This window comes from Prosthecobacter sp., from assembly GCF_044222565.1.
Taxonomy (GTDB): Bacteria; Verrucomicrobiota; Verrucomicrobiia; order Verrucomicrobiales; family Verrucomicrobiaceae; genus Prosthecobacter.
The window spans coordinates 88005-109441 of sequence record NZ_JBGANA010000013.1 but is presented as its reverse complement, the minus strand read 5'-3'; the positions used below and the strand labels follow the sequence as shown (position 1 = coordinate 109441).

The window sequence follows — 21437 nt, the reverse complement described above, 5'->3', positions numbered from 1 at the left end:
GCGTTTTTCGCCTCGTTGCCATTCGCTGTTTTGGAACTATCTGCATCATCTGCTGTGACCGCCGCCGCCCAAACTGAAACCGCTGTGGACGATGACCTCGTCCTGGTGCGGGCGGCGCAGGCGGGTGACCTGGATGCCTTTGATCAAATCATCACCCGCCATCAGAACACCATGAGCGCCATGCTGCATCGCTTTGCCACCAACCGCGCCGATTTGGAGGACATGGTGCAGGAGACGTTTGTGCGTGCGTGGCGCGCGCTGCCGCAGTGGCGGCCGGACAGGCCGTTTCTGCACTGGCTGAAGCGCATCGCGGCGAACATCGGTCTGGAGTTCTGCCGCAGGCACCAGCGCACTCCCTTTTCGCGGCTGGTTCAGCCGACGGAGGAGTCGCATCCGCTGGATCACATTGCCAGCGAGGAAAGCGCCACTGCGGAAGACTCACTGGCCGGGGCGCAGTTTATCCTTTCCCACCTGCCGCCGGATGACCGAGCGCTGCTGACGCTGCTGCATCTGGAGCAGATGGCGCTGGATGAAATCTCCGCGCATTTCGGCTGGAGCAAAGTGAAAGCGAAGGTGAAAGCCTTCCGCGCACGGCAGCGACTTAAAACCATTCTCACACGTCATGGATACACCCTCATCTAAATCCAAATCCTGGGAGCAGCTCGCGCGTGAAGCACGCACTGCCGCAGCGCCGGAACTCGACATGCGTGCGGCGATCCGCGCGGAGATCAGGTTGCCAGAGAGGCAACCGCAAGCGGCGTCGTTGCTGGATGATGTACTGAGCCTGTGCCGCTCCGGCTGGCTGCGGACCGGCTTTGCGGTGCTCGGTTTGATGGCCGTGCTGGCCTGCCGCGAAAGTTTTGAGGCCATGAATGAACTGAGCTGGATCTGGCAGATCCAGGGGCCGGTACTCGCTGACATCTGACACCTATGAGCACTACATCTCCCACTTCATCGCGCTGGAAAGCCGTTCTTCTTCTGCTGCTGGTCTTCGCCCTTGGCGCTGGCTGCGGCATCGGAGGCGGACTGCTGGTCGTGCGCCGCATTGCGCAGCATGCCATCGCGCATCCCAATGAAGATCATGCGCCGATGGACCGGGTGGTAAGCAAGATCGAATCTCTGATGGTGGCGGAGCTGAATCTCACTGAAAGCGAGCGCAGCGCCGTGCATGCGGAACTGCAGCAAACGGCGGCGGAGTTTAAAACACTGCGGCAGGAAATGTGGCAGAAGGCCGGTGCCAATGTGGAGAGCTCGCTGGACCGGCTGTGCCAACATCTGCCTGCGGAAAAGCAGGCGATGCTGCGCAAGAAAGCCGCCGAGCGGCTGGGGCCGTGGGGGCTGATGAAGGAGAAGATGTGATTACTTCCTGGCCGTAGTTCCTTTGGCAAAAAGCCAGGTGTGCATCTCCTCTTCTTCAAACACCTTGCCGACGATGCCGTGGCCGCCGGTGGGGTATTCGGTGTATTTGCATTCTTTGTCGCGTTTGAGGGCTTCGGCGAGTGCTCGGGAGTATTCGACTTTCACATTGGCATCATCCGCAGCGTGGAAGAGCCAGAGCGGCACCTTTTTGAATGTGTCCGCTGTTTCAGGGCCGGTGCAGCCCGCCACGGCGACGCCGGCGGCGAAGAGGCGTGGCTCGGCATTGATGAGGTGGCAGGTGCCAAAGCCGCCCATGGAATAGCCGACGCAATAGACTCGGTCTTTGTCGATGGGCAGGGACTTCATCAGTTCTTTGACCATGGCCACTGCTTCCGTCCCCGGTTTGTCGCTCCAGCCTGAGCCGGTGATGCCGAAGGGCTGGTAGCACAGCGGTGCTACGACGATGCAGGGATTTTTGGCGTAGTGGGCCTCGGTGGTGAAGCTTTTGGTCCAGCCGCCGACCTGCTTGCCATTTTCGTCGTTGGGGCTTTTGCCGTGGAGGACGAGGACGAGTGGGTACTTCTTGGAGGCGTCGAGTTCCTTGGCACCGTAGAGCGCGAAGGGCAGGTCTTTGAATTTGGACAAAGCCCAGTCGCCAGTGATCAGCGGGGCGAATGGACCTTCGATGGGTTTACCTGCAGCCGCGGGCTTGCCGGCCTGCTCCTTTACCCAGGACTGATCGGCCGCTGAGAGCCTGGAGAGCGGAATGCGAGTGTCTCGTCCGCCTATTTTCACCGTTACATCCGCGGCGGTGGCGGAGACATAGTCGCCCTGAATTTTTCTCCCGTCAGAGGATGTCCATTCGCGGGCGTGAAGGGGGAGGGTGGCGAGCAGAAGGAGGGAGGAAAGAAGCGGGCGGTTCATGGGTGGGCAGGATTCGGAATGATCAACGTCTGATGACGTAGATTCATTGGACTTCTTACCTACCCAAGTTACGCCAAAAAATTATGCGGCAGCCATCAGCTTGCGCTTGCCGCCTTCGGCAAGCATGGCGGCGAGCTCGGGCATGTAGCGGGTAAGCTCATGCGAAAGCATGGAGAGGCGTGTTTCGGATTTCCAGTTGCCTTTCTTGCTGCGGTCGGAGTCGGTCATTTCGACCTCCACGAGGGCGGAGAAGACGGAGGAATCAGCCTGAAGATCGTGTTGCAGTGTCATGATGAGAGGGAAGGTTGATCCGGCGTCAGAAGAACGAGTTCGCCGTTCTTGAGAGTCCATTTGCGTCTGTCCAAAGCCCCCGAGTTCAACATGGCATCAATCCCATTGCTCAGAAGCATCCTCGCCGCCTCGGCGGGGCTGCTGCCAAACGTGCCCTTCAAGGTCATGTCTTCGAGGTACTGCTTGATCTGCGGGGTAATCGCGATCGTCAGTGACAATGAGTCGAAGGTGTTTGAGGGGCGGGCCATCCAATAATAACCGGGTAATAACCCCATTTTAATTCCAACCTGACCCGATGGTCAAGGTTGGCTTCGATTTATTTGGGGTTAAAACCCTATTAAAACCCCAGTTTTATTTAAGGTTTGTTAAGTAACTGGTGGTTTGAGATGGAAAGAGGCGATCAGCGGCGTTCAAAACCGCCCAACTTATGAAGAAATTACTCTCCATTTCCCTGTCCACCGCCCTTGTGGGGGCTGCTCTGCTGAACCTTAATGCTCAAACGAAAGGAGATGAGGGGTGGCAAAACTGGTTTGCGGACGGCACGCTGCAGGGCGGGCAGATCATCAGCGGCAAAGCCACTTATAAAGTGGAAAACGGAGTGCTTACCGGCACGACGACCGAGGGCAGCCCGAACACTTTCCTGGCCATCGGTCCGTTCAAGGACTTCGAACTGGAGTTTGAGGTGAATGTGGATGATGCGCTCAATTCGGGCGTGCAGGTGAGGAGCCACATCGCCAAAGAAGGAGATCCGGTGCCGGAGGGGGCCAAGGGCAAGCTGCCAGCGGGACGCTTGTATGGACCGCAATGCGAGATCGCGATCGACGGCTCGGCGGGCAATTTTTACGACGAGGCACGTCGCGGCACTTGGTGGAGTATTTTGACGAATACCGATGCCGTTCGTACGGACGCTGCCAAAGCGGCCTTTAAAAAGGGCGAGTGGAACCACTACCGCATCGTGGTGAAGGGAGATCACTACCAGAGCTTTATCAACGGTGTGCCGACGGCTGATTTCACGCAGCCGAATGACCCGGAAGGCTACATCGGCTTCCAAGTGCACGGCATCAAGGCCGGCACCGGCCCTTACAGCGTGCGCTGGCGCAATGTGAAGTTTCGCGAGACGAAGTAAGCTCCAATCAAGATGAAGCCGCCTGCTCCTGCGGCCGCCATCCAGCTGCGCCACCACGGCGTGAGCTGGATGGGAATGGGGCGGGAGCGGTCTCCCGCCAGGAGGAGCATCCATCTGGGCGGGGCCTCGGGGTGCGTGGCATCCTGGGTCCAGAGAAGCACGTCGTGGAGTTTGCCCTTTGGCATTTCAAAGACGATCTCGGGCTCTGAACTCCGCCAGCGCCAGGCGGAGGTGATCAGGGAATGGTCTCCGCCCTCAATATCCGAGGGGAGGTAGGAGGCGGGGGCGTAGGCGGCCCAGTTCTGGTGCTGGGAAATCTTCGCCGTTCCCAGGGAATTCAAGGGTGTGAGAGAATCGCGCTGGCGAAGGCGCACGGGGTCTGCCAGTGCCTCAAGCGCGGCGGACTCATCCACGATCATGGGATTGGCGCCGTAGTCAGCGGTGACTTCCAGGAGCACTTCGGCATCCGGCAGGAGGGTGAGCTTGGCGCTGAGAAACTCAGTGCCGTGCGCAAAAGCACACAGGGGGGCCAGAACGGCTCCCCCTGCGGCGAGAATGAGGATGATGGATCGCGCGAGGCGCATCATTACTTCTTCACGTTCCACTTCAGCACGCGGCCCCACTTGTTCCACTCGGTCTCAAGGATGTTGCCGTCGTTGTCAAAGGTGATGCCGTGCGGGCTGGTCACGACGCCCTGCTTCCAGTCCTGGGGAGGGATGCCGGGGGTGTTGGTCATCGCGGGGCTGGTGCCGAGATCGGCGACGCGCTTGTTGGTCTTGTCCCAGACGCTGACGTTGCCGGCGATCTCGGCCACGCACATCAGATCGCCATGGAAGCTGGCGGAGCTGGGGTTGCGCATTTCAGTGGCGATCTCGCCGATGAAATTGCCGGCGAGGTCGGTGTGGAGCATGCGCTTGTGGCCGCGGTCGCAGATCATCACTCGTGCGGGTTCAAAGCGGGTGTCGATGAAGATCTTGTGGGCATTGGCCAGGGCGAGGGGTTTGTCAGGACCGCCGAAGACGCTCTTGAATTTGCCATCGGCGCTGAAGACGAAGATGAAGCTGCGGCCGTAGCCATCGACGACATAGATGTCGCCGTTGGGAGCCACATCGCAGTTCGTCAGCTTGAGGCCGCCGGCGGCGCCCACGCCTTTTTCCTTCGGGATTTTCTTCTCGGTGCCGTCGGCCTGCTTGAGGGTGATCTCGGTCTTGGAATCAGCGATCTTCACACCAGAGCCGAGGTTGGTCTTCTTTTTCGGGTCGGCGGGGTCGCTCTTGCTGACGGTGACGAAATCGCGCTGCTCGGCCGGGAAGGCGCTGGTGGGGATCTCCATGACGACGGTGCCGTCGAGCTTGCATTTGATGACGCGGGCCTCGCCCAGGACGGCGGCGTAGATGTGCTCGCCATCGCCCAGCTTGCGGATCACAAAGCCGTGCAGGGAAGAGGGGAGGGGCAGGGTTTTGATGAACTTGCCGTCCTTGCCGTAAACTTGCAGGCCGCCCAGCGCGGGGTCTTTGTCCTGCACGCTGACGTAGATATTGCCGGAGGAGTCCACCGCGATCTCGCCGTGGCCGTCGCCGATGGTTTCCTTGCCGGCAGGGGGGGTGATGAAGTTCGGGACAAATTCATAGGCGACTTCGGCGGCAGCGGTGCCGGCGAGGGCCAAGACGGAGAGTAGGGAGAGAATGCGGTTGTTCATCGGGCGGATTCAAACGGAGCGGGGTGGGGGCGTCAATCGTACAACCGCGATTTTGCTGGATGATCCTGTCATACGGCAGGAAACTTCAGGTCACACAGCGTGTTCCCATGCACTTTCCAATGAAAAAAGTCCTCACCATTCTCCTCGGCACCGCGGCACTGGCCGGCTCCGTCGCCGTTCTGCGCGCGCAGGCGCAGCTCGCTGAATTCGACGAAAAATACAAGGCGTTCGACAAGAACAGCGACGGCATCATCAGCGGAGACGAGATGAACGGCGCGAGCTACCTGCCGCGGTTGGACCTGAACAAGGATGGCAAGCTGACGCGCGGCGAGGCGCTCGAAGCGGTGCAGAAGATGCGCAAACTCGCGGGAGGTCCGTCCGCCGAAATTGGAGATGAGCCCACGGGTGTCCTGTTCAAACGCATGGACAAGAACAGCGATGGCAAGCTGACCGCTGATGAAATGCCCAATCAGAGATGGTTCAACGGACTGGACACGAACAAAGATGGCAGCGTGACTCTCGACGAGGCTGAGAAAGTGATCGCCACCCTGCGCAAACGCGGCGGGGAAAGCAGCAGTACAGCCGCGGCGAGCCCGATCAAGCCCGCCTCCGAAGACCCCACCTTCAAAGAAGCGCCGCAGGTGCTGAAGGGCGGCGAGCATGGGGTGGGCCGCATGGTGGAGAATGCCACTCTGAAAGATTTGAAGGGTGCGGAAATCAAACTGACCAGTGCAGCGGGCAAAAACGGCCTCGTGATCGCGCTGTTCAGCGCGAGTTGTCCGATCAGCGGCAAGCTTGCGCCTGAAATTGCCAGACTGGAGAAGGACTTGAAGGCTCAGGGCGTGGGGATGCTGCTGGTCAATGCCCCTCCAGGGCAGAAGACCGAAGAGATCACCCAATTCATCACCGACCACAAACTGGTTTCTCCAGTGGCCATTGATGCGGAGGGCAATCTGGCACAACAACTGGCTGCGACCACCACCACCGAGGTCTTCCTGCTCGATGCGGCACGCACCCTGGTCTATCGCGGAGCGCTGAATGATCAGTACGGCCTCGGCTACGCGAAGAACGCGGCGCAGCATCATTACCTGCGCGACGCCGTGGCTGCGATGCTGCAGGGAGAGCCGGCCGAGCTAGTGGCAACCAGTGCGCCGGGCTGCGCGCTGGATTTGACGGCGCCCAAGGCCGTTGCCACCACGCCCGTGACCTATCACCGCGACATTGCGCGCATCATGCAGGCCAATTGCGTGGAGTGCCACCACAAGGGAGGCGTGGGACCTTTCGCACTCGATTCCTATGAAAGTGTGCTCGAGCACGCCGGCATGGTGCGCAAGCAGGTGGAGCGTGGAGCCATGCCGCCGTGGTTTGCGGCACCGCTGGAGGGGAAAGCGCATTCTCCCTGGGCCAACGATCGTTCCCTCTCTGAGCGTGATCGATCCGATCTGCTGGCCTGGCTGGGTTCGGACCGTGCCAAGGGCGATGTGGCGGATGCGCCCAAGCCGCGGGTTTTCCCAAGCGAGTGGAACATCGGCAAGCCGGATGCAATCATTGCGGGAACGAGGTCGGTTTCAGTCAAGGCGGAGGGCACGATGCCCTACCAGAATGTCACGGTGCCGACGGACTTCCCCGAGGACCGCTGGGTACGCGGGTATGAAGTTCTGCCGAGTGCCCGCGAGGTGGTGCATCACGTCATCGTCAGCGTGCATGAAAAAGGCAGCCGAGTGAGGGGTGGCGGCGATGAAGGATCGCAGGGTTACTGGGCCGCCTATGTGCCGGGCAACACCCATCAAGTCTATCCCGAGGGTTTTGCGCGAAAACTTCCTGCCGGAGCGACAGTCAACTTCCAGATCCATTACACGCCCAACGGCAAGGCCGTGGAGGACACGATGCGTCTGGGGCTGCTGTTTTCCAAAGAACCGCCGAAGTACGTCATTCACACCACCGCGCTGCCCAATGCCCGCATCAGCATTCCACCGGGAGAAGCCAATCATGTGGAGACTGCGTCACGCAAACTGCCCACGGACGTCAACGTGATGGCGTGGATGGCTCACATGCACGTGCGGGGCAAGGCCTTCAAATTTGAAGTCACCCTGCCGGATGGCAAGACGGAGACGCTGCTGGACATTCCCAAATACGACTTCAACTGGCAGCTCCGCTACGACTACGCCATGCCGCACTTCCTGCCGCGTGGCAGCACCGTCAAGATCACCGCGGTGTATGACAACAGCACCGGCAATCCCGCCAACCCCGACGCCACCAAAACGGTGCGCTGGGGGCAGCAGACCTTTGACGAGATGATGATCGGCTACATGGAGCACTACACGCCGCTCAATCCGGTGGTGGCGGACAAGTGACCGGGCGGGCGGCGGTTTGAAATGGTGATTGCACATCCTGCAATCGGGGCCACTCTGCCTGCGTCTGATGAACCTCAAACCTGCCAGCCGAATTGCGATTCGTGCCGTTGTAAAAACGGTACGCGCCCTTAGGCATGCCTAACACCACGGTTTGAGGAACCTGCTCCAGAAGCGATCATCATCACAAGACGAAACAATCAGACATGATGCCAGAAGGTAGCCCTCAGACCGGCACCTCCATGAGCACCCCTGATACCACCCAACTCCTGCTTGATCCCCGGCGCGGCGCGAGGGCGATGCTGCTGTCCCTCACGTGTTTTTCTGGCAACGCCCTGCTGCTAAAGGACCTGGCCTCCCACCGGAACATTGATCCCTGGATGTCGCTGACCTTCCGCGCTGCAGTGGGACTTCTCCTGACGATTGTTTTGTTTGCTCCCGCGGGGACGCTCAGGCTGCGCCGCTCATTTCAAAGCTGGCTGCTGGCCTCCCGCGGTGTGCTGGGGGCGCTGGGGACGGCGGCGTATTACACGACCATCGGGCCGCTGGGGGCGGGCAAGGCCACGCTGATCGGCAACACGTGGGCGATTTTTGCCGCGATCATGGCGGCGTTCGTTTTGCATGAGCGGCTGGGGCTGGTGAAGCTGGCGGGCATCCTCCTGGCGCTGACCGGGCTGAGCCTGCTGACCGGACTGGCACCGGGGACGATGGCGCAGTTCGGGCATCATGAGATGATCGCGCTGATCGGGGCGGTGATGGCCGCGGCGGTGGTGGTGGTGATCCGGCAGCTCACGCGCACGGAGACGAGCGCCACGATTTTTTCCTCGCAGTGCATTTACGCGCTGCTGCTTTCACTGCCGCTGGCGGCGGGCGGATTCACCACTTTGAACCTGATGGATGTGACGCTTCTCACGGCGGCCGCCTTGTGCGCGAGTGTGGGCCAGCTGGCGATGACCGAGGGCTTCCGCTTTCTTTCCGTGGCGGCGGGAGGAGCCTTCCAGATGACGGTGCCGCTGGTCATTTCGCTTTCCAGCATCGCGCTGTTTGCAGAGCCGTTCAGTGTCGCGCAGGCGCTCGGCGGAGTGCTGGTGCTCTGGGGCAGCTACCACACGGTGGTGGGCGGGTTCAGCAAAAAAGTTTAGTCTAGAACGCAAATCCCACCGTCACATGCAGGAAGCCGCTTTGCTCGCCGATGCGGCGGTTGGGATTGTGCCCGTAATCAACACGGATGGGGCCGAAGGGCAGCTTGTAGCGAAGCCCGGCGCCGATGGCCTCGCGGAAGTCGGAGGAGTAGGAGAGCGGCGAAGAATTGCTCCCCTGGCCGAGGCTGCCGATGTCTCCGAAAACGGCGAACTCCAGGTTGGGCATCACCTCATAGGAAAACTCGGCGCTGGCAAACAGCGAGGAGGTGCCGCCCAGCGGCGTGCCCCCCGGCGTCACGGGGCCGAGCTTGCGCATGCCAAAGGAGCGCACGCTGAACGGGCCGCCATTGAACACACGGCTGTCGATGGGGATCTTGTCAGCCGTGGCCCCCTGAATGGTGGCCAGCTGCGCACCCGTGGCAAAGCGGAACTTTTTGGTGATGGGAATGTACCATGCACCCTGCAAGTCCGAGCGCACGAAGCTGACTCCCGACCCCAGGGTGTCGGTGGAGCTTTCGACGCGAGCGGACACATACCAGCCTTTCCGCGGCAGCAGGGGACTGTCCCGACGGTCAAACATCACATTGGCGCCGAGATTCATCAGGGAGTAGTTCGTCGGTCCGGTCTGTGGCAGCGTCAGGACCTTGGAGCTGACCGTGTTTGCGGTGGCGCTGACGAAGAATGAATAGCTCAGCGCCGGGCTGACACGCCGCGCCAGATCCAGGCTCAGAGCGGTGCCGAGCCGGTCGTATTCAAAGCGGTTGAACTGCTCCAGTGCGAAGCGGGTCGCCGCTGAAAACTGGGTGTTGAAAATGGCGGGATTGGTCAGGCTCACAAAGCCCACCGGACCTGCCATGCTGTAGCTGAGTTCAGCCGCCAGCGTATTTCCTGTGTCACGCCAGTTCGTGTTCTTGTAGGTCACGCCTGCCTGCGGCCCGAGGAAGGTGTCAAAGCCCGGCTCGAAGCCGAGGGTCACGGGCTTGGTTTCTTCTCCGGTGATGCGCAGATTTCCCGCGGCCATGCTGCCACCGTCAGGCAGGACTTTGGTGTCCAGGAGGGAAAACATGCCGGTGTCCAAGGCTCGCTTGAAGAGGAAGTCCGCTTCCTCCGCTTCGTAAATCTGGCCGGTCAGAGGCTTGAACTTGGCCAGGAGCACCCGCTGCGCGCCGTGGCTGAAGCCCTCATGAGGAGTGATGCGGGTGATGCGCACCCGCTCGCCCGGCACCACGCGAAACACGACATCCACCGTGCCACCCGTTTTTCCCAGGGTGTAATCCGCCGTCGTGGCAGCATTGATCCAGCCATGGTCTGAACAGATGGAAGTCAGCTGCTTCTGGATCTGCTGCACGCGCGCTTCATTGAAGGGAGTTCCGCGTGCCTCCGTCATCTCTGTCTGCATCCGCTTTTCGAGTTCGGGGGGGGAGCCGGTAATCCAGGCCTGGCCAAAGATGAACTTCGGCCCGGCTATGACTTCGAGAGTGACATCCTGCCGCGTGCTCTTTTCCGTCAAGGGCGCTGGCAGCAGCTTCGCCTCTGAATTCAGGTAGCCTTCGGCGCGCAGGCGGCGCTGCACCATGCCGGCGCCCTGCTGCATGTCCGCCTCCACCCACTGCGGATCTTTCTTGTCCACATCCTCGCGCTCAAGGGTGGGCTTCATGAAGTACTTCTTCAGTTCCACTGCAGGCAGCGGCAGGTCGCCCTTGATCGTCACGGTGCCCACGTGCACGGCTTTGCCAGGCTTCACCGTCAGGAGGATCGAGCCCTTCTGCATTTTCCAAAATGCCTCCGCGTCGGGCCAGCCTTCACGGATGTAGTACTGGCGCACAAAAAACGCCAGGTCATCCGCCAGCGGCTCGCCGGGAGGGCCGCTGCCATTGAGCGTGAGCTGATCCATCAGCATGCTGCGCAGATCGTCCCACTGCGCAGGGTCCACGCCTTCCACCTCCACCTTGGTCTGGCCAAAGCTCACCTCGAACCCCAGGGCGCTGCCGCCCGCCATGCAGAAAAGCATTGCTGCAACGAGGCAAAACCATCGCAGATGGACGCTGAAGTTCATACTGGCGCTGCGTGGGTTCATTGAGGGTCGTCGTCCATGGCCCGGGCCGCCTTGCCAAACTTCAGCACATAGCCCAGCAGGGCCTTCATGCGCCCGGACTGCGTGAAGCGGCCGGTGAACCTGATTTTCGGAGTGATCTCATACATGGCCTGGACGCTGTCATTGGCACGATCCGCGCCGGAGGGATTGAAAGTGGTGTGCAGCTTGGGAGGATCCGCGCTCACCGTCTTCTTCTTGTGGAAGATCTTCCGGTAAGTCTCGGCGACCACCAAGAAAGCCGCGCGTGTCATGGCCTCGCTGGCCATCTGCGCATTGTCACCACCCAGCGTCATGCCGGTACCGAGAAGGGTGACGATGTCCGCCTCTGAGAGCGGCGGCGTGCTGGTGAACCGGGTTTTGGGATTGGAGGTGTCTCCATAAACATAAAGCGTGATGTCCGTGCTGCCCACGTTTGATTCTCCACGCACGTCCAGCTTTGGAGTGAAAGGATTGTCCGGGTTCATCATCACCACCCCTTTGGTGATCTTGAGCAGACTGAAGGGCAGCCGCAGCACCATGCGGTCCACGTTTGCGGCCCCGGTGAGCTTTGGCGCCGCGCCTGTGCCGCCCAGCGCCACATCGGCGGAGATGGCGCCGTTCATGAGATTGCCCGCGATCACCACCGGATCATGCGTGCGCACCTTAACATCAAATGTCCAGTCCTTCAGCAGGGGCGGCAGCACCAGCTTTTGTTCGGTCTTGGAAGTGGAGGGCGGAGGTGGAGGCAGTTTTTCGCCCTGATGGATCATGCCCGTGACCTTCGGCAGGAGATCGACCTCCTGAAAGATACGGCCGCGGACGATCTCCACATTTCCGCTCACGCGTGCCGCCTTCAGCGTGCCCGCGCAGGTGATGTCCGCGTTGGCGCGGACTGTTGAGGTGGGGTTTCGCATGATCAGCGCCTCACGCGCGTCTGCCTTGAAGTCAAAGCGCGGGTCCTGAAGGTTGGTGGCATCCAGCGCACCTGCCAGCTGGACATGTCCGCCGGCGAGAGTCACGGAGATGTCCTCCACCGTGACTTTGCGGTCGTGCGAGTGGATCAAAACCTGCAAGTTGCGCACGCTGGGCATGTCCGCGCTGATAAAATCGATCTCCGGCGCATTGAGGTTGATCGCCGAATCGATCAACGGTGCCTTCACGGTGCCGCCCACATTCACATGGAGCTTCATTTTCGCCGGCGATGCCCGCACCAGCTCCGGGGCAAACTCGCGAGCAAAACTCAGATCGGTCTCCGGCAGGTCGAGTGTGGCTTTTAGCGGCAGGTCCATCGCGGTGGATGGGTTTTTTGTCAGAGACACGAGTTCCACTGGTATGTCGGCCTTCAAGGTCAGAGGCTGCAAGGGAGCCTGGACCACTTTGGCATCGACCACCAGACGATTTGACTTCAGTGTGGTCAGCAGATCGACAGTGGCCGGTTGGAAGGACTTCGGCAGGCCGGGTGCATTCAACTCTTTCACCCCCACCCGGATGGAGGCGTCCGTGCTTTCCAGCCGTCCGCCGATCTTCACGTCCACGCTGAGAAGCGCAGGCGGCACGCTCTTGATTCCGGCTGCCGCCGCGATTTCATGAACGGGCAGTTCATGAGCATTGAGCGCCACATCCACCGGCGCGCCATCGCGCACTCCGGTCTGCAGCACGTCAAACGGCGCGTAGGCATGTCCGCTCATCAGCTTGCGGTCCTTTTGCCAGAAGCTCAGCTCGGTCATCCGTGCATTTTGAGGCGTCACGGCGCCTTTCGTGAGCAATTTCCACGGGCCAAGCACGGCCTGCATGGTTTCGATCTGCGCCGTGGTGCCGGAAAAGGTGGTCTTCAAGTCCACATCTGCTGCTTCTGGCATTCCGGCCATCTTTGCCCTGGCCAGCTGCATTTCGACCCGTCCCTCACCGCGCCACGGGCTGGCATCGCCGCTGACGTTCATCTTCACTGCAAGGCCGCCTGACTCAATTGCAGGCGCTTTAAATGCAGCCAGCAGCGGATTCAAACTTGCGAGAACTGGCATGGCGACGTCTCCCTTGAGATCAAAGCCCCAAGGTGCCTGGAGTTTTGCCGTGCCGGTGAGTTCAATGTGATTCTGCGCATCCACGACGATTCGGCAGGGCTGCAGGGTGGCGGCGCCATTCGCCACATTCACCTTCATTTCCACTTCAGGCAGCGGGGCATCTCCATAGCGGCCGTCCTTGACGCTTAGATTGACATCGGCGGCGACATTCATCACATCCTTCACTTTGAAGGCGGCCTTGCCAGAAGTGGCGACCTTTGCGGACAGGGGTTTCTCCTGTGGCGGCAGTCCCACCGTCTGCAGCAAAGTCATCGGATCATCGATCTGAATCTGCCACTGGGCATTCACCGGCATCGCATCGTCCAGAGTCATGGATGCATTGACGTCCACGCGGTTTCCAGTGCCGAGCATCAGCGCAGGCAGGCTGACTTTTGCCTCCTTGCCCTCAAGGCTGAGCAGCAGGCCGAGCTTCGGCAGCTTGTAGGCTTGAAAGCCGAGGTCGGTGCCATTTACCTGTGCTGTGGCCTTTTCTGGTGTGGGTCCGATGCCCGAGGCATCGGCCGTCAGCTCCACCACGCCGCGCGCTGGCGGGGGGCTTGCCAGCATTTGCGTCACGTCAGCGATCCTGGCTTTCACATTCGCGGTCCAGGGGGACTTCATCACATCTGCCGCCAGCTTTGACTCCACCTGCGCCACGACTTCATTCACACCGCGCAGCACTTTGAGCTCTTGCACTTTGGCCACGCCATCTTTGACTTCGAGGGTGGTGGTGATGGAGTCCAGAAGCGTACCCGCCGCGCGCAAATCTGGAATGCTGATCTTTCCCGCCGCCGCCAGCGTCATCGGTTTCAGAGGATCGCCCTCCGCATGCAGATCCAGGCTTGCCGGCCCGAATGCAATGCCCTCGGGAAGGTGCAAGGCCTGCAGTTCACTGGAGGCCAGATCATGCACATGGACGTCTGCCTTGGTCTGCAGGCTGCCGCCAAACAGGCCCTGCGCCAGAGCTTCAACAAGCACGGCGGCTTTGCCCATGCCGGCCTCGAGTTTCACACTGGCGGCATCGTGGTCCCATCCACTCAAATCGACAGCGAGTGATTTGAGGTTTGCACCATAGGGAAGGTCAAGGCCTGCGATGGTGAGCGTGCGATCTCCCCATTGCACCTGGGCTTTCACATTCGCGAGACGCATGTCTCCAGGTTCCATCTTGAACTCGGCGAGCTCAAAAATTCCCGGCATGCCCTCGCCTATGCGAAGGGTCAGACCGCGCACGGTGATCCTGCGGCCGTCTGCCAGCACCACGTCGGCATTGATGTTTTCGATGTCGATGGTCTTAGGCCAGACGAGGGGCGGGGGCTTGCCGGAGGGCGGCTTCTTGACCTTCACCTCGACTTTTTCATCCTTCGAGAGCTTGCGAAGATCCAGCGCCACATCGGCGTCCTTCACGACTACGCTGTCCACGATGTCGGGGTTCCTCGTACGGAGGAACGACCAGGCATTGTAATGTACCTCGACTTTGCCGATCTCCGCATGCTCCACCAGCGAACCACTGGCGGCGATGTGGCTGAGCTTTAGATCATGAAGCACGGAGCCGTCCACCTTCCACTGGAGCTTGATGCCCGCCATTTCGGCCCCTTTATATCCACCATAGCTGAGCGCCCAGCGCAGCAACGGTTCATGAAAGACGACCGCCAGCACCAGCAGCACCAGTCCGGCAAGCAGCAGTCGTTTGATCCATCTCCACCAGCGGCGGGTCTGTTTTGGGCTTTCAGAAGGCACGCTCATTCGATGCCCTAAATCGCAGCAAGTTCAATGCTAGCTGTGATCCTTTTCTGCCGCCCTATTTTGCGAGTTCCTCCGCCGTCCAGAGTGCTGTGCGGTCCGCGGTGGCGGCACGCACGGCTTTCACCTTGTCTGGAGTGACCGCGGGCGCCTTGTTGTTGAAATTGGAACGCAGGTAGCTGAGCACATCGGCCACTTGCTGGTCGTTCAGGCCCATGGGGGGCATGGGCAGGGGGGCGAGTTGTTTGAATTCGACGCCATTCACGCGGATCGGGCCGGTGAGGCCGTGGGTCAGCATCTTGATCAGGCGCACAGGATCGCCTGCGGACCAGTCGCTTGCAGCGATGGAGGGATAAATGCCCGGCAGGCCCTTGCCCTCGGGCTGGTGGCAGTTCAGGCAGAGCGCGTCATAGACCAGCTTTCCGGGGTGATCGACCACTGCGGCAGCGCTGGCGATCTTCTTCACATACTCGGCCTGTTTGGCGTTGCCGCCAAAGGTCAGCGTTGACAGCACCGGAACGTAATGGGGTTTCAGGCTCTTGACGACCTGCTTGAGCGCGTAGTCAATGAAGCGGTCTGTGGGATGGTCAAGCACCTGGACGGCCACTGCCACGGCTTCGGACTTGGACACGTGTGCGCAGGCGACGACGGCCTCCAGGCGTACGCGTGGGTTTTCATCATGCACGGCTTGTGTGAGAAGATCGAGTGAGGTCGCAGCTCTGGCGCCATAAGCACGCACACGGGCATCTTTGGCCTTGAGCAGACGCTTCACCAGATCTGTGTTTGGCGTTTCGTGGGACTCGTACACGCCGCAGACTTCCATGAGCAGATGTTCGTCCTCATTCTTGGCGATGAAGGCATTCGCTGCTTTCAGGACTTCCTCCGCCGGTGCATCAAACAGCAGGCGCTTGGCCTGGTAGCGCGTCCAGCGCTCAGGAGACTTCAGCTGATCGAGCAGTTCCGCGGGCTTCATCTCCGCCAGCTTTGGCTGCTTCACCGGGGCACGGCCTTTGGCGGTGATGCGCCAGATGCGGCCATGGCTGCGGTCGCGGCGCGGGTCCGCATAGCTGGCCTGGTAGTGGCCGATCACGGGATTGAACCAGTCGCACAGATACATCGCACCGTCGGGGCCGATGCTCACATCCACCGGACGAAACGAGGTGTCGGTGGATTTCACCAGCTTGGGCAGTTGCGTGGACTTAAAGCCGGAGCCCTCGTCCGAGAGGCGATGCAGTTCGACCACGCTGCCGAAATAACCGCCGATCAATGCGCAGCCCTGAATGTCGTCCGGCAGCGCCTTGGTGCCGATGAACTCCAGGCTGTTGGTCTTGGGATTTGTGTCAAACAAAGCGCCGGTGGGATGGTATTCATCCGGATCTGCCAAAGCCACGAGTCCGGGCACGCTGTAGTAGCCCACAGGGCGGTCGCCGCTCTTGTGGAAGACCTGGTTGTAATCATCAAACGCCACGCCCCAGCAGTTGTGGCCGGCCTTGCCGCCATTGAAGTAGCCTTCCATCTTTTGCGTGCGCGGGTTCAGCTTCCACACGCCCGCTTTTTCCAGCCGGGCCAGACCCCAGGCCGTTTCCACGCGTGAGAAGGCATGCAGCCCCTGCGTGAACCACAGCGCGCCATCGGGGCCGTGGCAGATGGAGTTCGCGAGCTGATGTGTGTCGCCGATGCCGAAGCCGGAGAACAGCACGGTCTTTTCATCGGCCTTGCCGTCGCCGTCGGTGTCTTTGAGGTGGGAGATCTGGTCGAAGTCGCAGACATACACACCGCCTGCGCCCGGCTCCACGCCCTGCACCATGGTGAGGCCTTCGGCAAAGCGGGTGGACTTGTCCGCCTTGCCATCGCCATCCGTGTCTTCGAGCACGAGGATGAAGTCGGAGGGCTTGATGCCGGGCATCGTCTGCGGGTAGGTGGGCGAGCAGGCGACATACAGGCGGCCGCGCTCGTCCCAGGCGAACTGCGTGGGCTTGGCCACGCCTTCTGCTTCGGAGGCGAAGAGATTCATTTCATAACCTTCCGCGACTGTGAAGGCCGCCATCTGCTGCTCAGGGGTGAGCACGGTCTCCGTGACCGCGCGAGACTCCGTCTTTGGCTCCTCGGCCACTTTTTCACCCTTGGCCAGCGCATGAATGCGGGCGTCCAGTTTGGCGACGAGCGGCTTGCGCGCTTCAAAGCTCTCGCGCAGCGAAGGCGCATCCACGGAGGGCTTGCCAAACATCTGCGTCACGCGGTCGCCGTACACAAAGGACCAGTTGGCAGGACGCCAGCAGTCGAACCACAGGCGGTTCTTTTCCACGATCGCCGCCTTTACCGGGCCGAGGTCATCCGCCTCGCTCGAAGAAGCACCAAGCTGCTGCGCGATTTCGTGCGCCACCACACTCAGGCCTTCCGCATTCAGGTGCAGGCCGTTGTCCGTGAGGCGTGGCTGATTGACGCCCCGCTTTGACAGCGGCGTGAAGAGATCGACAAAAATCGCACCGCGCTGCTTCGCGATCTCGCGCACGGCTTCCGCGTAGGCTTTCACATCCGTATTCCGCAGGCGCAGCTCCGGCGCGTGCGACGCCATGGCCTGCTCAAAAGGCATTGGCGATAGCAGTACCAGACGCGGTGTCTGCGCTGAAAACTGATCGATCAGGCGGTGGTAGGCCGACTTGAACTCCGCCAGACGCTTCACGCCATCAAACGATTCCACCTGGCCAAACTGCATGATGACGATGCCTGCGCCCGCTGCATCGAGCTGCGCCTTCCAGTCGCCGAAATTCAGATCGCGCCACTGCTCATACACGGTGTCGCCTTCCCAGGCCATCGAGCGAAACCGCGGCTGCTTCGCGGCAAAGGCGGTGCCGAGCACGGCTTCGAGTTCGCCGACCTTCTGATCGCGCACCAGATTCTCCTGACCTGCCAGGACGATCACCTCGTCCTGCTCCAGCACGAATTTGCCGTCCTTGAACGGCTCGCGTTTGACCACGGCCGCGCCTGGATTGCCGAAGCGGTTCAGTACATCCTTCTCCTCAGGCACGATGGCATCCGGCAGGGCCTCGATGGTGATGTTGCGGAAGGAAATCTGCGCCTTGCACTTGCCGTGGATCTGCAGGGCGATGAGTCCCTTCAGGTCGATGCCCGGCTCGCGCTCGGTGTAGTCCACCGTGCGCACCTTGTTGACGAAAAGCTGAATGCGCTGCTCCTCGGCGCGGATTTCATAGCTGTTCCATTCGCCGGGCTTCTCCGCTTTTTCGATCAGCTCTTTCGCCGGCTGCATCAGCATCTTCTTGCGACGCGATTCATCGTAGAGGCAACCCGAATAACCCGCGCCGATGTCCGCCTGAAAGCCGCTCATCTCATTCGGTGGCTGTGGAATGCGCACGCTGCGGAACTGCACGCCGCCGTTCACAAAACCCTCCGTGCCCTCCAGCTTGTATTCCAGGCGCAGAATGAAATTTCGATATACCTTCTTGGCGGTGAGAAATTCATTCTGCGGATTGCCTTCCAGCGAGCCGCCCACGATCACGCCGTCCTGCACGCGCCAGACCTTCGTTGTTTCGCCGTCCCAGCCGTTCAGAGTCTTGCCATCAAACAAGGACACCGTATCGGCGGCGAAGGCCAGCAGGGGGAAAAAAGCGAGCAGGGGGAGGAGGCGCATGGTCGGAAAATGGTCGGGCCCGATCAAACGCGGCTTTAAGCCGGATGCATGCGCAAAGTTTCTGCAAAGATTCCCGGCAGACGTATGTTCTTTCACCAAACCATGCGCCTGCTCGCCTTTCTCTTTCTCTCCACCGCCGTCTTTGCCCAGACCGAGGCGGATTTCATCACGAATCCCCGCCAGCTAACGTTTGAGGGCAAGCGCTCCGGAGAGGGATATTTCTCCGCCGATGGCCGGAAGATGATCTTCCAGTCCGAGCGCGAGGAGGGGAACCCGTTTTACCAGATCTACCTGATGGACCTCGAAACTGGGGATCAGGAGCGCATTTCTCCCGGCATGGGCAAGACCACCTGCGCGTGGATTCATCCTGATGGCAAGCGAGTGATGTTTGCCTCCACCCATACCGATCCTGAATCGAAGAAACTGCAGGCTGCCGAGTACGAGGAGCGCAAGAACGCCAAGGTGCGCCGCTATTCGTGGGACTACGATGAGCACTACGACATCTGGGAGTACTCGCTGGTGGACAAGTCCCTCAAAAACCTCACGCACACCCGCGGCTACGATGCCGAGGGCGACTACTCGCCGGATGGCAAGAAGATCGTCTTTGCCAGCAACCGCCAGGCCTATGAAACCAAGCTGAGCAAGGAGGACGAGGAGCGTCTCAAGATCGACAAGCAGTACTTCATGGAGATCTACACCGCCGATGCCGATGGCTCCAACGTGAAGCGCCTCACCGAAGCCCCCGGCTATGACGGCGGCCCCTTCTTCAGCGCCGATGGCAAACGCATCTGCTGGCGCCGCTTCACGCCGAAGGGCGATGTCGCCGAGGTGTGGACCATGAACGCCGACGGCAGCGACCAGAAACCCATCACCAAGCTGGGTGCGATGAGCTGGGCGCCGTATTTCCATCCGAGCGGCGAGTATCTGATCTTCACCACCAACCTCAATGGCTTCGCGAATTTCGAACTCTACATCGTCGATGCCGCCGGCAAACACGACCCCGTGCGCGTGACCACCACGGACGGCTTCGATGGTCTGCCCGTCTTCGCACCGGATGGCAAAAAGCTTTCCTGGACCAGCGGCCGCGGGGCAGGGGGCGCTTCGCAGATTTACATCGGGGACTGGGACCATGACCACGCCCTGACTGCACTCGGCCTCAAAACCGATCCACAGGCGGTTGTTGCCAAAGCTCCCGAACCTGATTTCTCCGCCACAGCTGCCGAGATCCGCCCCGAGGACATGAAGCAGCAGGTGACCTACCTCGCCAGCGATGCCCTCGGCGGCCGCCTCACCGGCACCGAAGGGGAAAAACTCGCCACCCAGTATGTGGCCGATGTTTTCCAAAAACTCGGCCTCGCTCCCATGGGCGACGACTACACCTATTTCGACAACTTTGACTTCACCGCTGGTGTCGCTTTGGGACAGGGAAACACCCTCACGCTGGGAGACAAATCCCTGACCGTTGACCAGGACTGGAAGCCTCTATCCTTCTCCCAAAACGGCGAAGTGAAAGCCGCCGGCATCGTCTTCGCCGGTTACGGCATCGAGACACCGGACGAGGCCACCGGGAATGACGGCAAGAAAATCGAGACCTACAGCAGCTATGCGCATCTGGACGTGAAGGACAAATGGGTGCTCGTCTTCCGCTACCTGCCCGAAGGCATCTCCCAGGACCGGCGCAACGAGCTCAGCCGTTACGCGAGCCTGCGCTACAAGGCGCTCACCGCACGCCAGAAAGGCGCGCGCGGTTTGATCGTGGTCAGCGGCCCCAATTCCAAAGTGGTGCAGCAGCTTTCGCCTCTGACGTTTGATGCCTCGCTCGCCACCAGCGGCATCGCCGCCATCAGCATCACGGACGCAGTCGGCGAGACACTGCTCGCCAGTGCTGGCAAGAAACTCAAGGAGCTGCAGGACAAGCTGGACAACGGCGATCTCATGGGCGGCATCGACTGCAAGGGGCTCACGCTCACCGCCCACATCGTCATCCAGCAGGAGAAGAAAAAAGGCCGCAATGTCCTCGGCGTGCTGCCTTACGGCGACAAGCCGGATCCCCACGTCGCGCCTCTCATCGTCAGCGCGCATGTCGATCACCTCGGCAGCAGCGGCGGCTCCAGTTCCCGCGCCAAGGGAGATGAAGTGAACAAGATCCACCATGGCGCCGATGACAACGCCTCCGGCACCTCCGCCGTGATGGAAATCGCCCAATGGCTGGCCGATCAGAAAAAGCAGGGCAGGCTCGCGCTGAAGCGCGACATCATCTTTGCCGCCTGGAGCGGCGAAGAGCTCGGCCTGCTGGGCAGCAATCATTTCGTCGAGGTCTATGCAAAGATGATCAAGGGAGATCCCAATGCCAAGCTCACCGGCATGTTCGCCGCCTGCCTGAACATGGACATGATCGGCCGCTTCCAGAAATCCCTCGTGCTGCAGGGGCTGGGCAGCAGCTCGCTGTGGGCGAAGGAAATTGAGAAGCGCAATGCGCCCATCGGCCTTCCCATCACCACGCAGAACGATGCGCACCTGCCCACGGACAGCACGGCGTTTTATCTGAAAGGCATTCCCACGCTGAACGCCTTCACCGGCTCCCACGAAGACTACCACATGCCCGGCGACACGGCGGACAAGATCGACTACGAGCACGCGGCGAAGATCGCCAAGCTCATGGGCCTCATCGCGCGCGGCATCGCCACCACGGATCCCGCGCCCGACTACATTGCCATGGAGGCGCCGAAGAATCAAGGCGTGCGCACCGGACTGCGCGCCTATCTGGGCACCATCCCAGACTACTCGCAGGGAGACACCAAAGGCGTGAAACTCAGCGGCGTCTCCCCCGTGGGGCCTGCTGCAAAGGCAGGCGTGAAAGCCGGAGACATCATCGTTAAGCTCGGCGGCAAGGAGATCACGAACATCTACGACTACACCTACGTCATGGGAGATCTGAAGATCGGCAAGGAGACCACCATCAGCGTGCAGCGCGAAGGCAAAGAAGTGGAGATGAAGATCACGCCGGGATCACGCGACTAGG

At 60.8% G+C, this 21437-nt stretch carries 15 protein-coding genes; 7 read left to right on the top strand and 8 right to left on the bottom strand.

The genetic code is table 11. The features are described from left to right. Positions 1–54: 54 nt before the first annotated feature. Genes ACILSR_RS19315 through ACILSR_RS19305 form a run of 3 tightly spaced genes read left to right on the top strand, consistent with a single transcriptional unit; the run spans position 55 to position 1359 of the window. Positions 55–642, top strand: a complete 588-nt coding sequence (locus tag ACILSR_RS19315) for an RNA polymerase sigma factor (RefSeq protein WP_395751438.1) — start codon at positions 55–57, stop codon at positions 640–642. Next, the gene (locus ACILSR_RS19310; protein ID WP_395751437.1) at positions 623–925 is read left to right on the top strand and encodes a hypothetical protein; all 303 of its coding nucleotides are present in this window, start codon (positions 623–625) and stop codon (positions 923–925) included. The genes ACILSR_RS19315 and ACILSR_RS19310 overlap by 20 nt, the downstream gene beginning before the upstream one ends. 5 nt (positions 926–930) lie before the next feature. Then, positions 931–1359, top strand: a complete 429-nt coding sequence (locus tag ACILSR_RS19305) for a hypothetical protein (RefSeq protein ID WP_395751436.1) — start codon at positions 931–933, stop codon at positions 1357–1359. Here the strand turns inward: ACILSR_RS19305 and ACILSR_RS19300 are convergent, their stop codons facing one another. The 3 genes from ACILSR_RS19300 to ACILSR_RS19290 all read right to left on the bottom strand — a co-directional run bounded on the left by ACILSR_RS19300 (position 1360) and on the right by ACILSR_RS19290 (position 2822). Continuing rightward, on the bottom strand, positions 1360–2283 hold the full coding sequence (locus ACILSR_RS19300) for a prolyl oligopeptidase family serine peptidase (protein ID WP_395751435.1): 924 nt from the start codon (positions 2281–2283) through the stop codon (positions 1360–1362). An 81-nt stretch (positions 2284–2364) separates the two neighbouring features. Next, a complete protein-coding gene (locus tag ACILSR_RS19295; protein WP_395751434.1) occupies positions 2365–2574 on the bottom strand; it encodes a hypothetical protein in 210 nt (69 codons plus the stop codon). Then, positions 2571–2822: a hypothetical protein gene (locus ACILSR_RS19290; protein ID WP_395735356.1), complete on the bottom strand. Its 252-nt coding sequence runs from the start codon at positions 2820–2822 to the stop codon at positions 2571–2573. The genes ACILSR_RS19295 and ACILSR_RS19290 overlap by 4 nt, the downstream gene beginning before the upstream one ends. A gap of 179 nt (positions 2823–3001) precedes the next feature. Between ACILSR_RS19290 and ACILSR_RS19285 the strand changes: the two genes are divergently transcribed. After that, positions 3002–3700 (top strand): DUF1080 domain-containing protein, encoded by a 699-nt coding sequence (locus tag ACILSR_RS19285; RefSeq protein ID WP_395751433.1) that lies wholly within the window; start codon positions 3002–3004, stop codon positions 3698–3700. On the opposite strand, the gene ACILSR_RS19280 is transcribed toward ACILSR_RS19285, so the two are convergent. Then, complete coding sequence (locus tag ACILSR_RS19280) at positions 3655–4287, bottom strand: hypothetical protein (protein WP_395751432.1); 633 nt, start codon at positions 4285–4287, stop codon at positions 3655–3657. The two genes, ACILSR_RS19285 and ACILSR_RS19280, sit on opposite strands and share 46 nt — an antisense overlap. After that, on the bottom strand, positions 4287–5399 hold the full coding sequence (locus tag ACILSR_RS19275) for a hypothetical protein (protein ID WP_395751431.1): 1113 nt from the start codon (positions 5397–5399) through the stop codon (positions 4287–4289). Before ACILSR_RS19275 ends, ACILSR_RS19280 begins: the two co-directional genes overlap by 1 nt. Positions 5400–5518: 119 nt before the next feature. Here ACILSR_RS19275 and ACILSR_RS19270 point away from each other — a divergent pair, with 119 nt between their 5' ends. Together ACILSR_RS19270 and ACILSR_RS19265 are read left to right on the top strand one after the other, a co-directional pair. Further along, positions 5519–7753, top strand: a complete 2235-nt coding sequence (locus ACILSR_RS19270; protein ID WP_395751430.1) for a redoxin domain-containing protein — start codon at positions 5519–5521, stop codon at positions 7751–7753. A gap of 239 nt (positions 7754–7992) precedes the next feature. Then, positions 7993–8892 (top strand): DMT family transporter, encoded by a 900-nt coding sequence (locus ACILSR_RS19265; RefSeq protein ID WP_395751429.1) that lies wholly within the window; start codon positions 7993–7995, stop codon positions 8890–8892. Position 8893: 1 nt separating this feature from the next. On the opposite strand, the gene ACILSR_RS19260 is transcribed toward ACILSR_RS19265, so the two are convergent. The 3 genes from ACILSR_RS19260 to ACILSR_RS19250 form a co-directional block, all read right to left on the bottom strand. Continuing rightward, positions 8894–10948: an outer membrane protein assembly factor gene (locus ACILSR_RS19260; protein ID WP_395751428.1), complete on the bottom strand. Its 2055-nt coding sequence runs from the start codon at positions 10946–10948 to the stop codon at positions 8894–8896. A 17-nt stretch (positions 10949–10965) separates the two neighbouring features. Beyond that, positions 10966–14763: a translocation/assembly module TamB domain-containing protein gene (locus tag ACILSR_RS19255; RefSeq protein ID WP_395751427.1), complete on the bottom strand. Its 3798-nt coding sequence runs from the start codon at positions 14761–14763 to the stop codon at positions 10966–10968. A gap of 61 nt (positions 14764–14824) precedes the next feature. Next, positions 14825–18415, bottom strand: a complete 3591-nt coding sequence (locus ACILSR_RS19250) for a PVC-type heme-binding CxxCH protein (protein ID WP_395751426.1) — start codon at positions 18413–18415, stop codon at positions 14825–14827. Positions 18416–18517: 102 nt separating this feature from the next. On the opposite strand from ACILSR_RS19250, the gene ACILSR_RS19245 reads away from it, so the two are divergent. Beyond that, complete coding sequence (locus ACILSR_RS19245; protein WP_395751425.1) at positions 18518–21436, top strand: M28 family peptidase; 2919 nt, start codon at positions 18518–18520, stop codon at positions 21434–21436. Position 21437: the final 1 nt, after the last annotated feature.